10 protein-coding genes are annotated in these 15,218 nt (G+C 52.6%); 9 read left to right on the top strand and 1 reads right to left on the bottom strand.

Going from position 1 to position 15,218, the window contains the following annotated elements; all coding sequences use genetic code 11:
* Nucleotides 1–388 precede the first annotated feature (388 nt).
* Nucleotides 389–3,475 (bottom strand): cadherin domain-containing protein, encoded by a 3,087-nt coding sequence (locus tag KOR42_RS11740; RefSeq protein ID WP_146509869.1) that lies wholly within the window; start codon nucleotides 3,473–3,475, stop codon nucleotides 389–391.
* A 274-nt stretch (nucleotides 3,476–3,749) separates the two neighbouring features.
* On the opposite strand from KOR42_RS11740, the gene KOR42_RS11745 reads away from it, so the two are divergent.
* The 9 genes from KOR42_RS11745 to KOR42_RS11785 all read left to right on the top strand — a co-directional run bounded on the left by KOR42_RS11745 (nucleotide 3,750) and on the right by KOR42_RS11785 (nucleotide 15,209).
* Complete coding sequence (locus tag KOR42_RS11745; protein ID WP_146509870.1) at nucleotides 3,750–4,616, top strand: FAD binding domain-containing protein; 867 nt, start codon at nucleotides 3,750–3,752, stop codon at nucleotides 4,614–4,616.
* 52 nt (nucleotides 4,617–4,668) lie between these two features.
* The gene (locus tag KOR42_RS11750; RefSeq protein ID WP_146509871.1) at nucleotides 4,669–5,169 is read left to right on the top strand and encodes a (2Fe-2S)-binding protein; all 501 of its coding nucleotides are present in this window, start codon (nucleotides 4,669–4,671) and stop codon (nucleotides 5,167–5,169) included.
* A 335-nt stretch (nucleotides 5,170–5,504) separates the two neighbouring features.
* Nucleotides 5,505–7,274 carry a single-stranded-DNA-specific exonuclease RecJ gene (gene recJ / locus KOR42_RS11755; RefSeq protein ID WP_146509872.1) on the top strand — a complete coding sequence of 590 codons (1,770 nt, stop codon included), beginning with the start codon at nucleotides 5,505–5,507 and terminating at the stop codon, nucleotides 7,272–7,274.
* A 266-nt stretch (nucleotides 7,275–7,540) separates the two neighbouring features.
* Nucleotides 7,541–8,026: an RNA polymerase sigma factor gene (locus KOR42_RS11760; protein ID WP_197441080.1), complete on the top strand. Its 486-nt coding sequence runs from the start codon at nucleotides 7,541–7,543 to the stop codon at nucleotides 8,024–8,026.
* A 41-nt stretch (nucleotides 8,027–8,067) separates the two neighbouring features.
* Complete coding sequence (locus KOR42_RS11765; protein WP_231740862.1) at nucleotides 8,068–8,592, top strand: hypothetical protein; 525 nt, start codon at nucleotides 8,068–8,070, stop codon at nucleotides 8,590–8,592.
* Nucleotides 8,589–10,079 (top strand): hypothetical protein, encoded by a 1,491-nt coding sequence (locus KOR42_RS11770; protein WP_146509875.1) that lies wholly within the window; start codon nucleotides 8,589–8,591, stop codon nucleotides 10,077–10,079. Before KOR42_RS11765 ends, KOR42_RS11770 begins: the two co-directional genes overlap by 4 nt.
* An 85-nt stretch (nucleotides 10,080–10,164) precedes the next feature.
* Complete coding sequence (locus KOR42_RS11775; protein ID WP_146509876.1) at nucleotides 10,165–11,703, top strand: DUF1559 family PulG-like putative transporter; 1,539 nt, start codon at nucleotides 10,165–10,167, stop codon at nucleotides 11,701–11,703.
* A 211-nt stretch (nucleotides 11,704–11,914) separates the two neighbouring features.
* Nucleotides 11,915–13,690, top strand: coding sequence for a hypothetical protein (locus KOR42_RS11780; protein ID WP_146509877.1), 1,776 nt, complete (start codon nucleotides 11,915–11,917; stop codon nucleotides 13,688–13,690).
* Between the two features lie 163 nt (nucleotides 13,691–13,853).
* Nucleotides 13,854–15,209, top strand: coding sequence for a DUF1800 domain-containing protein (locus KOR42_RS11785; protein WP_197441081.1), 1,356 nt, complete (start codon nucleotides 13,854–13,856; stop codon nucleotides 15,207–15,209).
* Nucleotides 15,210–15,218: the final 9 nt, after the last annotated feature.

Genomic DNA, 15,218 nt, shown 5'->3' on the forward strand with positions numbered 1-15,218 from the left:
TGTTGATATCTCGTCCGCTGCACTACTGACAGAAGGAGGAACGAATGCGAAACTCAGCCCCGCGATGAACACTCTGACATACTGACGAGTTACGGAGTGATACCATCGAGAACGACAACGAGACGACGAGTTCGTTGACTGAGAAGAATTCGAACCGGAGCGCAATTGACTGGCCATCGTTTAAAGATCCCTGCTGAATAAGATCACGAACCGCAGAAGCTCTTTCCAGTCTTACAGCATTTGTAACGCTTTTCCTTCCTGAGAGCAATTATTTTCGCGGAGAAGATCACCTGATCGGCTCAAGCGCGCATGAGCGAACACTGCATCGGTCGATGGAAATCAACTCAAGCAAGCGCAGCACCGATCACAGAAAGGCAACGTAAGAGATTTATTCGACAGCGATCGTCATCACTGCTTCTCGACTGTAGGCAGGCTCTCCGTTGTCGGTCACTCGCACGACCAACTCGTAGACACCTCTGCTGCGGATCGCACGCTTGCTTCGAACCGTGATCTCGCCCGTCTCGGCGTCGATAACAAACTTATTTGCTTTGCCGGAAATTAATTCGAAAGTCAATTGCTGATCGGGCTGCGGATCGTCTGCTTCGATGACTCCGATGAGAGTTCCTGTCGGGCTCTTTCTCTCGACAGAGAATGACTGATCCAGAAGAACTGGCGGAGTGTTAATCAGAACTTCCGTCACGGTGATCGAGAGGCTGGCCCAAGCATCGTCGGTCCCCCCGATCCCAATTTCGTCAACAACGACAGTCACGTCGAGTCGCGGATTCGTCAGGCGATTTAAAGTTACTCCCGCCTTGAGAAACAACTGCCCATTTGAAATCTCGAATAGATCGGCATCCACTCCGTCGAGTGTGTATTGATACGAACCCATCGCATCACCAACGATCCGTAAATCAGCAACTCGATACGGTTCGCTCGTGTCGAGAGTTTCTCCGATCGTCTCGACAGTGTTGTCCAAAACGAGCCCCGTCAGTAGCTCATTCACATTTCCGACGTTGAGCGAGAATGGTGTCGAACTCCCCGCTTCACTTGAAAGGGAAGGGTCCGTCACGACGATTGATCCACTCAGGATCGGGGTCGTTTCGAAATCAAACGGAGAACCCGGTTTGAGATAGAGCCTGTTCCCATCGATCTCGAACAGAGATGCGTCCGTTCCTTCAATTGCGAGTTCATTCGTCCCGACCCCATCGTCAACGACAGAAATTTCTGCGATTGCGACTCTTTGTGGACGCAGGGAATTTTCATCAATCGAGATCACGAGCGGATTCAACTCAACGAAACCAGTGGTATTTGAATTCACAATTTGAATTGAGATCGTCGCTTCCGACGAGAGCGAAGGGTCTCCATCGTCTGTTACGCGGACGATCACTTCGTGAGTACGAATCTGTCGAACGGACTTTCGGCGCGCGACAGTCAGTTCTCCCGTCTGGCTATCAATCGCGAATGCCCGTGAGTCTGTCGCAGAGACAATGGAATAGGTCAACGATTGATTCGGATCCGAATCGGAAGCTTCAACAGTTCCAACGACTGTTCCGTTCACCTGATTACGAACCATGCCGATCGACTGGTCCAAAATTGTCGGTGGCTGATTCGCTTCGCGGACGTGAACTTCGAATTCCCGCGTCATCGTGAGATTGTCGTCCTCCGTCTCAAGATTCCCGTCGAGTCCTCCATCTTCCACAATCACTGTGACAATTGTGGAACCGGTTTGTCCCGGCACTGGAGTCAATGTCATCAGCGCTTCCGAAGACCCGGGCTGATAGCTGACCTGCGGGTGGGCGATGAGGTCTGGTCGCTGACTCCAGGCTGTGATGCGAATCGGTTGTGATTCGCCGAAGCCTGATGAAATTCCGGTCAGCGTTCGGGTCACCGGTTGCGATCCTACGAAGAGTTCAATCTGTGGAATGGTGTCCAGGGTTGGGGCGTTGTTGAAATCCTCAGACGACGTTGCCACGGTTCCACGAATCAGATACTGGCCAAGACTGACGCCAGCGGCATAACCTTCGGGAGGATTATTGGCCCAGTCACCGTATCCAATTCCTTCGATTGAGATGAAGTGCGTTCCCGCAGCCAGTGTTGTCTGAAGCTGCGCATTCAGATCGTGAGCAGGATTCGAGGACAGAATCAGCGTCCCGGTCGAGTCATACAGCTGAGCGGAGACATCGAGATTGCTGCCCTGCGTGAAGGTCGAGGAGAGATACGCTTGAGTGTACGAGCCGCCTTGAGAACGGAGGAATGCTTCGATGAAGTATGTGTCGATTGCCAGATCAATCGCTCCTCCCGAGGTCGTGAAGGAGAACCAGTCGTTGTCGCCGGACATCTCAATTCGGCCGAAACCCTGAAGCTGTGACTGCTCACCGAATGTGTCGACCACCGTCAGAGGTGTCGCTCCATGCATTCCATTCCCGTGATCATCGGGACGAAATCCGAATCCGTTTTGCGAGGTAATCACAGCGAAGTCATCCGGCCCCGATCCGTAATTGGCAGTGGCGGAACCATTGTTTGTGTCGTGATATTGACCGGTATCCCAGGTCGTGACGTTGCTGTAATAGCCGCTTCCCATGATCGGTCCCCATCCGGTCGACCCCGATCCGTGCCCGTGATAATACCCTTCTGAAGATGTTCCATCATGCGACAACCCCAGCGCATGTCCGACTTCATGAGACGAAGCTGCTGCGACCCCAATCTCACTGGTGTTGAAGACGAACACCGGCTCATCGGTCGAGTCGTTGAAGCTATTGATGTAAGCGAATCCGCCACAACCACAATCGTCCCAGTTGTCCGGAGTGATCACGACGCGCACTCCCCACTGAGCGTACCCCGAACCGCTTCGTCGGAGTGCTTCTTCTCCGGGATCTTCAGTGGTGACATTGACATTGAACGGCGCAAAGTCTTCCGCGACCCGTTCCCAGATTCGTTGAATTCTTCGAAGTTCATTCGATGTAAACGACTGACCGTTTCCATCCGGGTCATAAGCAGAGGAGACAATCGACGCGATTCCACTTGAAGAGTTCCAGGTGGTCCCTTGGGTGACGTGACCATCAAAGTCGAGATAGATGGTGTGGTCCGCTCCGGGAAGACTGTGAAGAAGAAAGGTTTGATCGAGTGGAGCATAGCTGAGTTGCTCAATTGGCGTTTCCACTGAGGATGCTTCTGACCACTCTGCAGGTTCCGGGGGTTCGTTAATTCGTTCCCCACCGTGCTCATCAAAGATTCCGGTGTGAGACTCGTCGTGATCGTGATCGTGGCCGTCGTGATGATCGCCATGATCATCGTGATCATCACAGTCGTCAGTATCCAAATCAGAATGCGACGGCACTCTCACGACCGCCATCATGGGCTTGGGAATCCCACGAGTTGAAGAGAGCAGAAGTCGATCTTCGAGAGACTCGACCCGCAATTGAGAACGAGTCCTTCGGCGTCTCTCTTTTCTCCAAGTCCAGAGCAATCGAAACATTTGATACTCTCAATAGAAACCGGTTCTCCAAACCTAGCTCAACCGCCAACATTCCGATGGGACAAATGAGGCGAATTCTTTCGATTCATCGTCTTCGATTGGGAACTCAGTACGGGGCATTCTGGAAGAACCGGTACATTCGAAACCGAGCAATCGATCCAGCCCACACAATCCGAACAACCGGTTCCGCGCAGCTGAATTGGCATTTCGAAGTGGAAGAGTTATCGTCTCTGATCTGGAATCTCATCGGACGATTGATCACGGGTACTTGGACATGCGCGATTTTGAGTATGAAGCTCCGCAATCACTGAACGGAGCCATCCAACTCCTCAATCAGGAGCGAGTCAAACCGTTAGCTGGCGGAACGGATTTGATCGACCATATCCGAATCGGGCGTGTGGACACCGATCTCGTCGTCGATATCAAGAAGATTCCGGAACTGAATGTTCTCGAAGTGAACCCAAACGGAATGCGGCTCGGTGCTGCGGTTCCCTGTCGTCGGATCATTCAGACATCTGAAGTGAAAGAACTTTACCCGGCGATCCACGATGTCTGCTCGATCATCGGAGGAATTCAGATTCAGTCTCGTGCGAGTGTCGGCGGAAACTTGTGTACATCAGGAGCCGCTGCCGACTCAACACCGGCACTCATTGCACTCGGAGCCGTTTGCATCATCAATGGGCCTGACGGAGAGCGTGAAGTTCCTGTCGAAGAGTTCTGCACAGGCCCGGGAGCGAATGTTCTGAAACAAGGAGAGTTGCTGGTCGAGTTGCGATTCCCACCGGCTGACCCAAATTCGTCCAGCCATTACCGACGCTTCATTCCCCGTTATGAAATGGACATCGCTGTCGTGGGTGTCGGAACGGCTCTGACGTTGGATGAATCGCACTCGGTGATCAAGGCTGCTCGAGTCGGACTGGGAGCCGTCGCTCCGAAACCGTTTCTTGCAAGCAAAGTCTCTGAGTTCCTGATTGATCAACCGGTCAACGAAGAAACATTCACCGAAGCTGGGAACATCGCGCGAACGCTCGTCGCTCCCATCGATGACCATCGCGGAACAGTCGAGTTTCGGACGCATGTGACCGGTGTCCTGGTCCAGCGGGTTCTGGCCGAAACAGCACAGCGAATTCAGCAATCGTAGCGAATTTGGCTCCCATTCGATTTTGAACTTAGATTCCGGAAAGCTCTCGACAATGGCCAAACAACGTGTCGTCTCCACCACAATCAATGGGGAATCCAAATCGTTCCTGTGCGAACCGAGACAGACCCTTCTTGAAGTCCTTCGCGATTCTCTGGACATGACTGGAACCAAGGAAGGTTGCAGCAACGGAAACTGTGGGGCGTGCACGGTTCTGCTGGATGGAAACCCGGTGACCAGTTGCCTCGTGCTGGCCGTTGAATGCGAAGGCTCTGAAATCGAAACGATCGAAGGAATCGCTGATCAGGACGGATTGTCCCCAATTCAATCGGCATTTCTCGAGAACGCCGCATTGCAATGCGGGATTTGCACTCCGGGGTTCATCATGTCTTCGAAAGCATTGCTGCGAGACAATCCGAACCCGACCGAAGAAGAAATTCGCTTCTATCTGGCAGGCAATCTCTGTCGCTGCACCGGATATGACAAGATCATCGATGCGGTCCAGGATGCAGCCCAGCGACAATCGACGTCCTGTCAGACCACAGAGGCATCTTGAGCAAATCGATAGAGATTCAACACAGTGTTTGCTTCGGCTCTCGACTCGACCGCTGAATTGGGTAAACTTGGCTTTGCTCGCTCCAGGAAGCATTTCCTTCAGATCGTTCTGTGCGAATTCGCACGAAATCAACAGAGCTGAGTGCAAAGTCGAGCCGTTCAATCGAGTGCATTCAATAAAGGTTCAAGCACTTGAGCCGATCCGGGACAACAATTGGAGCATTTTCAAATTTGGTTTGCACTGACTCGCACGAGCAAACTCAACTTCTTGATGAGTGAGAACGCGCAAGCGAGTGCACAGGAAAGAGCAACTTGCTCTAGAGAGTTCAAAGTTCGATGCCGAAACAGTGGAGGTTTGCGTCGCACGATCAGGCAGTCATTGGCCGTCTCGCTGAGGAAATGTCCTGTTCCCCTCTCCTGGCACAGGTTCTGGCTGCGCGGGGAGTGACGACGAAGAATCAGGCGGATGCTCTCTACTCGACGAAGATGACCGATCTGCATGATCCGGGTCTGCTTCCCGGAATTTCTGAAGCAGCAGACCGTGTCGTCAGTGCGATTCAGGCGAAACGTCGGATCACCATTTACGGCGATTACGATGTGGACGGAGTGACCGCGACCAGCATCCTTTGGCACTGCCTCAAACTCGCTGGGGCTCAAGTCGACTACTACATTCCTTGTCGACTCGAAGAGGGTTACGGACTCAACCTGGATGCCATTCAAACTCTGTACGACGAAGATCCCTCGCGGTTGGTCATTACTGTCGATTGCGGAATCAGCAGCCTCGAAGAAGCGGCTCTCGCGAAACGTCTCGGGCTCGAATTGATCATTACGGATCACCACACATTCGCGGATCAACTCCCGGAGGCAGCGACGAATGTTCACCCGCGTCTTCCTGGAAGCGAATATCCTTTCCCCGATCTCTGCGGAGCAGGTGTTGCATTCAAACTGGCTTGGGCGATCTGTCAGAAGCTGGGCGATGGAACAAAAGCCTCCCCAAGAATGCGTGAGTATTTGAAAGCTGCGGTGGGACTCGCTGCGATGGGAACAGTGGCCGACGTGGTCCCGCTCGTCGGAGAAAACCGAATCCTCGTCCGCTACGGCTTGTCGACAATCGTTGAGAAGTCGATGACCGGGCTGGCCATGCTTCTGAAGGTCGCAGGACTCGACAGTCAAAAGGAATTGAGCGCGGAGGATATCGGCTTCGGACTGGCCCCTCGAATTAACGCAGCGGGTCGACTGGGACAGGCGCGACTCGCTGTCGAACTGTTGACCACTGAAAACCGGCAACGAGCGGCTCAACTCGCAGATTACGTCGACCAACTGAACAAGAATCGGCAAACGGTCGAACGCAAGATGTTTCGTGAAGCCAAAGAGATGGTCGAAGACAACCCTGACTGGCTCGAAACCGGAGGTCTCGTTCTGGCAAGCGAAGACTGGCATCCCGGAGTCATTGGAATCGTCGCTTCGCGAATCGCTGAAAAGTTCGAACGTCCTGCGGTCATGATCGCGATGAATTCCGAAACACAGGTCGGGCAAGGTTCGGGACGTTCGTTCAACGGGTTCGACCTTCATTCGGGGCTGTCTCATTGTTCCGAGTATCTGCAGGCATTCGGAGGTCACCGGGCGGCTGCCGGTTTGCGCATCGCTGACGATCAAATTGAGGAGTTCCGCGAGGTCTTCGGCAGATACGTATCGGAAAATCAATCATCAGAATCGGAAGAACCTGAACTCGCCGTTGACGCTGAGATTTCGCTGCATGATCTGACCAACAAAGCAGTTAAGGAATTAGACTGGTTGGGTCCATTCGGACAAATGCACCGTCGGCCTATCTTTTCCAGCAGCCGCGTTGAACTCGTCGAAGCACCCGGAACAATGGGCGGAGGCGGGCGGCACCTCGCTGTGAAAGTGCGAGAAGGAAGCAAAGTGATTCGCGCAGTCGCTTTCGGAAAGGGTGACTGGGCAGAAGAAATGGCCGAAGAGATCAATGGTCCGTTCTCGATCTGCTTCTCAGCAAACATCAATCGGTTTCGCGGATACGAAAACGTGGAACTTCAGCTGATCGACTGGAAACCGTCGAGCAGCCATGTCACCTCCAAAGCTGTCTGACTTTCCCGCAGAAGAAAGCCCCGTAAACCATTACTGGACAAATGTTTGCGAATTCGCATCGCCGATTGACTCTCGTAACACTCTCGTCGATGGAGTGACTCCGCGCGACGACTCTCTTCTCGCAAACCGCGAAATTCTCTCAAGTTCTTTTGGGATCGAAATACCCGGGTGACGTCTTAATGATGCCGTGTGTCGGTGACGAGTTGTCCCGATCCGACAACGTGATCTGAACCCAGACCATTATTCCCTCCCAATTCGAACGACCTGTGGACTCACAGACCCTCGGAGAACTGATCGACGAATACGCTCAACCGCTCGAGCTTTATGCCCGGCAGTGGAGCGACGATGCCGCCGATCTCGTTCAAACAGCGTTTTTGAAGCTGCTTGAAGAACCAACCTTTCCGAGCAATGTGAAACCGTGGCTTTATCGAGTTGTGAGGAATCTGGCTTTCTCGTCGCTGCGATCCACTGTTCGTCGACGCAACCGGGAAATGCGGCACTTTGAACAGTCCGAGAACTGGTTCGAGCATGGAGTTGATTCGGAACTGGACGGAGAAAAGGCCACAACAGTGCTTTTGGAACTCGATTCCAGAACCCGCGAAGTGATTGTCGCCCATCTCTGGGGGACATTGACCTTCGAAGAAATCGCTGAACTGACGCATTCATCTTCCAGCACGGTTCACCGGCGCTATCAGAACGGCATTCAACAACTGCGAAAGAAATTGGGGCTCTCATGTCCGACGACCGAATGAATTCGAATTCATCAAATGAGTTCGAGGAGCAACTCCGCTCTTTGCAACCGCGAACGAATCAGCGACTGCGTGATCAAATTCTATACGCAGCCGGTGAGCGTGCTGCGGAGATTCGTATCCGTGATTCGACAAAGCCAAAGGGAGACCGGAGATCGACAGGACTTTGGAAGCTTGCCACAGCTGCTTCGTGGGTTGTGACAGCTGGGTTGTTTCTCTACTCGGTTCGCGTCTCCCCCGACGTCGAACAGATCGTGGATGTTCCCGCTCGCGAAACACCAACTGATCAACAGCCCGAGCTTCCTGAGAGATCGATCTCGACAGAAGAAACTCCTCGTCAACCGGCTGAGCAGAAGATGCAAGCGATGACCCAGTCGAACGGTGGGCATTATCTCAACGCAATCTCATACGTCCCGTTCCTCGATTCGAATCGAAGGCACGGAGAAATTCGGCTTCCTGAGAATTCCCTTCCAGAAAGAACGAACTCGTCGACCGCGACCTATGCCGAGCTTTCCAAACATCTCAGACACTTCAACTCTCATCTGCCTCAAAATGGAGAGACATTGTGAATCGAAATCGACAAGCCATCTTGTTTGTCAGCCTGATTCTCGCCTGGTCCCAGACAAGCAATCAACAGGCTTTGGGGCAAGTTCAAATCGGCCCCAAAGGTCCTGTCGCAACAGAACCGGAAAAGGCGAAGAGCGACATCAAGCTGCACCAACTCACAGTGACTGCCACGGCGGAACCTGTTCCCGTACTCAAGTGGCGGCTTTACCCGACAGTCGATCAAAGGACGCCGGGCAACTCTGTTCCACTCTGGTATCGGTCTCTTCTTCAACTCAACACCAATTCCGAAACAGGTGCCTGGTTCAATCGCATCAACGAACTTTCTCCTTCCGAAAAGGAAGCAATCGATTGGGAGGAGGTCGCGAAGGCTGTCGAAGAACAGTCGCTCTCGCTGGACAGTGCACGCAGAGCAGCTTTTCGAAGCGACTGCAATTGGGAATTACAAATCGGAGAACTACGAGGACCGGAAACAGTCTGGCTGCGACTGGGAGAGTTTCAAGAACTTCGTGAGCTTGGACGAATTCTCTGCATGAAGGCTGCTGTTGAAGTTCAGGGCGGAGAATTTGATCGGGCGATTGAAACGATGCAAACCGCAATGCGACTCGGTACGGATGTCGCGAAGCCGGAAACGTTTATCAACGATCTCATCGGAATCGCTCTGCAGCGAATGACGTTGACGCAAGTCGAAAGATGGATTGCACATCCAGACTCTCCGAATCTCTACTGGGCACTTGCACAACTGCCGCGGCCGATGATCGAGATTCGTTCAGCTCTCGAAATGGAAATGACACTTCCGCAACGGTTCTTTCCATGGCTGGCCGATCCACTCGCCGAAGAGCGGACTCCAGAACAGTGGAACGAATTAATGATGACAACCATTGAGGATGGCGTCGGAATCGGCATTCAGTTTCCTGGTTTGGGGAATCAACCGACTCGTGAAGAAGTGGAACTCGCTTATCAGCAGTTCGCGGTTCGGAACTATGCGAAAGCGAAGGGCGAACTGACCGAGTTTGGATGGACAGAAGACGACGTCGAACAGATGCCCGTGGGACAAGTCCTCGCACTTCGGGAGTTCACGGTCTATCAGAATTACACCCAAACACTGGCCGCGAATGCATTCTTGCCTTTTCCCGAGAGCCAAAGTCGAGCTGATGACTTGTATCAGGCATTGAGTGGGGTCGGCAGGGAGTCCGTAGTCGGCATGCTTTTGCCTGCGGTCCAGCAGGTTTACATCGCACAACAGCGGCTTGAGACCTACCGAAATCTGTACATGGTCGTCGAAGCGATCCGAATGCATCTCAGCCTCAATGATGGACAGCTTCCCAGTTCGCTCGACGAAATTACCGTGGTTCCCGCGCCGAATGATCCGTTCACTGAAGAACCGTTTCAGTACACGCTCAAAGAGGGCGTCGCTGTCATTGATGTTCGGTTTCCGGGTTGGCACAACCGCTATGAGATTCGCGTTAATGATGGTGCGGAAACTCGATGACCTCTCCGACGCACGTCCACGCACATATTGCCTCTCACGAACTCAGCAAACACCGACCTGTCTCTAATATTCAAAGGAAACAGATATGCTTTCCCCTCTGATGTTGAACTTGAAGTTCCTTTCTCCGATTGGGCTTTCACTCTTAATCGTCCTGTCCGTGACTTCGTCCGCTTATTCACAGGATCGGGAAGCGAACGAACAACTTCTTGATCTCAACGGAGATGCGATCGCTGTCGTTGACATTCATTTGGAACCACTCACAGCGGAATGGCTGGCACAGATGGTTCTTGCGAGCGAATCGGGAATCACCGACGAAGACCGCAAACTTCTGACCGAACACATTCAGAAGCACCTGGACCGTCTGAAAGAACTGAACATCACTCAGTTCCAGTTTGCGCTCTTGCCTGTCGTGCCACGGATTTCTGGAATGAACCAAATGGTGACGCTTGCTATTCCGATGTCAGACTCCACAAGTGCTCAGAGCTTGCTTCAGAAATTCGAATCGGGAAATCCTCTTCCATTTCTCATTGATTCCCGTTCGAAGCCACGCGTGGTTGATAACCTCGTGATTCTGGACAATCCCTCCCGAGCGACTTCCCCAAGCTCCTCGGCGGCGGGAGATCGAAGTTCCAAACTCAGCCGCGCGCTCGCTGGGAACTCATCGCCGATCAGTTTGGTCATCGTTCCTTCGAAAGAACAATTGCGCGTCGTCAGAGAACTGGGAATTCTTCCCAAAGAGACAATCGACCTCTTCGCCCAACTGGAATCGGTTCGCGTGACAGTCGACGAGTCAACGACAGAAGTTTCCGTCAGTTGTCGTTTCGATGCGAAAACCAATCTGAATCAAGAACAAGCTGGCCTGATCATTAAAGACATTCAATCAACCCTCGGTTCCGTTCTCAATGTGTCTTCAGAGGTCTCGGGAGACCCGGAAGTCAGCAGTCAGGCGATTCAGTTTCGCTTGAATCAGATGGCTGGTCAGCCGCCGATTCTGGCTCAGATTTTCGGCAACCTCACCAAAGTCGCAAAGAAGCTGAATGTGATGAACCGACTCAAACAAATCGGTTTGGCAATGCATACTTTTTATGACAAATACGGGAGTTTTCCTCCATCGGCGAGCTACAACGACGCTGGACAGCCGCTGCTCAGTTGGCGTGTTCACCTGTTGCCATTTCTCGATCAACAGGAGTTGTACGAACAATTCCACTTAGACGAACCCTGGGACAGCGAACACAATTCGCAGCTGATCAACCAGATTCCCGATGTCTTTCAGCCCGAAAGCCTTGCGCTCTCTCTCTCCGGTCGGACGACATTTTGCGTGCCTGTCGGTGAGTCCACGATCTTTAACGGAAAAACCGGGGTCACATTTCCGGAGATCACTGACGGAACTTCCAACACGGTTATGGTTGTCAACGTTCCCAACTCGGAAGCAGTCGTCTGGACTCAACCGACCGATCTCAAGGTTGACGTAGAAGATCTGCACGCGGCGATCTTTGGCAATCGCGATTCCGCCCGTGCTCTGTTTGGAGACGGGTCGGCAAGAGTATTGCCCGCGAAACTGGATAACGAGGCACTGCGAGCATACTTCACTCGAAACGGTCGTGAGGTCATCAATTACGACTGAGGCATCAGACGGAAGAGTCTCTGCGAGAAGATCTGACTGTCTCCAGGCAGCAAGTTTCACTGTCCGCTCGATTGCTTTCGACGCAATTGGGCGGACATTTTTCGTTCAATCGGAGGTTTCCCGAAGTCTCAAGCAAAGTTTTTGACACCTCGATTCGTTCCGGCGAGTAGTTCCTTACATTCAGGAACCTCTGTCGAAAGACTTTGCCCGTATGAACGCCTTCTTTGACTCTCGATTCCTTCTGTTCGCATTGACCAGCCTGGCTTTGTTGACCAGTCCAGTGCAGGCCCAAACGGCGATTGAACTTCTCCCGGAGACAACGGTGATCTTCGCGGAGGTCCAGCATCCCCATCAGCTCGTTGAATCGGTCCTTGCTCATCCTGTCTCTCGCAAAGTTCAGGATTCGAATGCTTACCGGGAAGCGTTGAAAGATCCCAATGCGATGGGATTTCTGTTCGTCGTCCGGTTCATTGAAGCTCAAATTGGGATGCCTTGGCAAAAGGCGATTGAAACACTCGCTGCCGGAGGAGTGACAATCGCTGTCGACAGTCGGACCGAAGGCGTTGTCGCGTTGATGAAGTCAAACGATCCGGAGAAACTCGCCAGCACTCTGGACAAAGTGATTCAACTGGCGCGATCAGATGCGGAGAACAAAGGCGAAGACGATCCGTTCGAGGAACGAGAATATCGTGGACTGAAAGCTTACGGAAAAGACGGAGGAGGGTTCTTCGTTTATGAGGACTGGCTGATTCTGGTGAACAAGGCCGATACGGCGCGAGACATTGCCGACGCTCTTCTTGATGGACGGGAGACAAGTCTCGCCGACTCAGAAACGTTTCAAGAGGCACTCCAGCACAAAACATCGGAAGATATCTCCTGGGCGTTCGTCGAAACGGAGCCGCTTCGTCGCGGGGACAACGACGATCTGAGGAAGCTGTTCTCGGGAATCGCAGACAATCCGGGCGGAGAGTTCATCCTGGGCGGAATCCTTGAAGCACTCAAAGACGCGCCCTATCTCACAGCTTCTCTGAGTGCGAAGAACGACACACTCACATTGGATTTAAAGATCCCGTTTGAACGAACCTCTCTCTCTGAGAATCGCGAACACTTCTTTGGGCCGCGTGGAACAGGTCATGCTGCAGAGACTCAGGAGATCTCCGGTCTGTTGTTCAGCATCTCCGCTTATCGATATGTTTCCGAAATGTGGCTTCGTGCTGGGGACTTGTTCGACGCAAAAGCGAATGACAATCTCGCACAAGCGGACAGCACTCTCACGACACTCTTCTCCGGAAAAGACTTTGCAGAAGACATCCTCGGTGCACTCGAACCGACGTTTCAGATCGTCGGAATGCGACAGAGTTTCTCCGAAGACCGACCAACTCCCGCAATCAAAATTCCGGCCTTTGCACTCCTTGCCGAGATGAAAGACCCGGAAACAACGACTCGAGAGTTTCGGCGAATCTTTCAAAGCTTTATCGGCTTCTTAAACATTGTGGGAGCGATGGAAGGGCAGCCACAATACGAACTCGGACAGCTTCAACTTGATGAGGGAGAAATCGTTTCGGCAACCTTCATCCCGGAAGTGGGTGAGGAAACCGCTCGCGACGCCAAGATTCACTTTAACTTTTCTCCCACTCTCGCATTCTCCGGGAATCAATTGATTCTGGCATCGACGACCGATTTCGCACGAACTCTGATCACCTCTGATGACTCGGGAGGAACCGAGAAAACTGGCGATTCCGATCAGGTGATCAATACGCTCGCTGAAGTCTCTCTCCCGGAATTGCAACGTGTCCTTGCCGACAACGAATCCCATCTGATTGCTCAGAATATGTTGAAGGAAGGACATTCCCAAGAAGAAGCAAAGCGACAGATCAGAACGCTCTTCGAGATCCTCAATCTCTTCGAAGAAGCATCGTTGCAGCTACTCACCGACGAGCATCACGTTGATCTGAAGCTCGACGTCGTATTGCAACCGTCTGAATAGATTCACTCGTCGTCAATCGATGAGCGATCAAACTGTTGTCGAGAGCATTTTTTGATTTAGTTTGCACTCACTCGCACGGGCAACCTCCGCCGTTTATCGAATGAGACAGCGCAAGCGAGTGCACAGAAAAGAGCCACTTGCTCTAAGAGATGGATTCGATCTTATGCACGACATCGACCCCGGTTGGGCCTGGTCGCCCGTTGAAGAAAGTCAGCAGCCGTGGACACGTCAGCTGGCAGCCCATCTGTATCGCCGTGCCGGATTCTCTGCCACTTCAGAAACACTCGACGAAGCTGCGAACAAGTCAGCGGCGGAAGTGGTCGCTGAACTCGTTGATGGTCGCACCGAATCGGAAGAATACCTCGCCCAAATGAAGCAATTAGGCCGAACGGTCGTTGCGACGGGGAATGTCGAGAATCTCCCTGCCTGGTGGATGTATCGGTTCCTGACGACGACCGACATGCTCCGTGAGAAGATGACACTGTTCTGGCACGGTCACTTCGCAACAAGCGGAGACAAAGTGACCGATCCGCAATTGATGGTTGACCAGAATGAACTCTTGCGGAGGAATTCCCTCGGCAATTTCGGAACACTGGTCGCTGAGATTTCTCGCAATCCGGCGATGCTGATTTACCTCGACTCAGTCACAAATCGCAAAGCTCATCCGAATGAGAACTTTGCCCGGGAAGTTATGGAACTGTTTGCCCTCGGCGAAGGTCGATATACCGAAGACGACATTCGCGAATTGTCGCGATGCTTCACGGGCTGGGAAATTCGGAATGGGCGATATCGCTTTAACCGGTATCAGCATGACTCCGGTCGAAAGTCGATTCTCGGCCAGGAAGGGCCATTCGATGGTGACGAAGGAGTTGCTATTGTGCTTGACCAACCCGCTCTTCCTGATTTCATCATTGGCAAGCTCTATCAGTTTTTCATTGCCGACGAACCAGCTCCCCCGGCCGAGTTGCTGGCTCCGCTGACGATTGAGTTTCGAGAGAATGGACTCAACATCGCCCCCGTCCTCAAGCGCATCCTTTCCAGCCAACTCTTTTACTCTCCGCATTCTGTCGCTCGAAAAGTTCGTTCTCCTGTCGAGTTCTCCGTCGGATTTCTGAGAGCTCTCGAAGGGTCAACGGATCAGTACGCACTGACGTCAGGATTGTCGGAACTCGGACAGGTTCCATTTTTCCCTCCGAACGTCAAAGGCTGGGATGGCGGGCGAACGTGGATTAACTCGTCGACGTTGCTGGCTCGCTCCAACCTCATTCAAAGCATCTTGAAAAACAAGAACACGCGGTTTTCAAACGGAACCCTCAGCGATCTCTTCGACAAACATCGACTCAACTCGTCTCAAGAGATCATCGATTGGCTGGAAACCATGCTCCTTGCAGTGAGCCTTCCCGAGACAGTCAGATTGCAATTGCAATCCAAAATTGATTCCGGTTCCGGCAACCGTGAAGAGCGTCTCAAAGAAGTGGTCCATCTGATCTGCGGACTTCCTGAGTATCAACTTTCCTGAACTTCCTGT

It is taken from the genome of Thalassoglobus neptunius, assembly GCF_007859735.1.
Classification (GTDB): Bacteria; Planctomycetota; Planctomycetia; order Planctomycetales; family Planctomycetaceae; genus Thalassoglobus; species Thalassoglobus neptunius.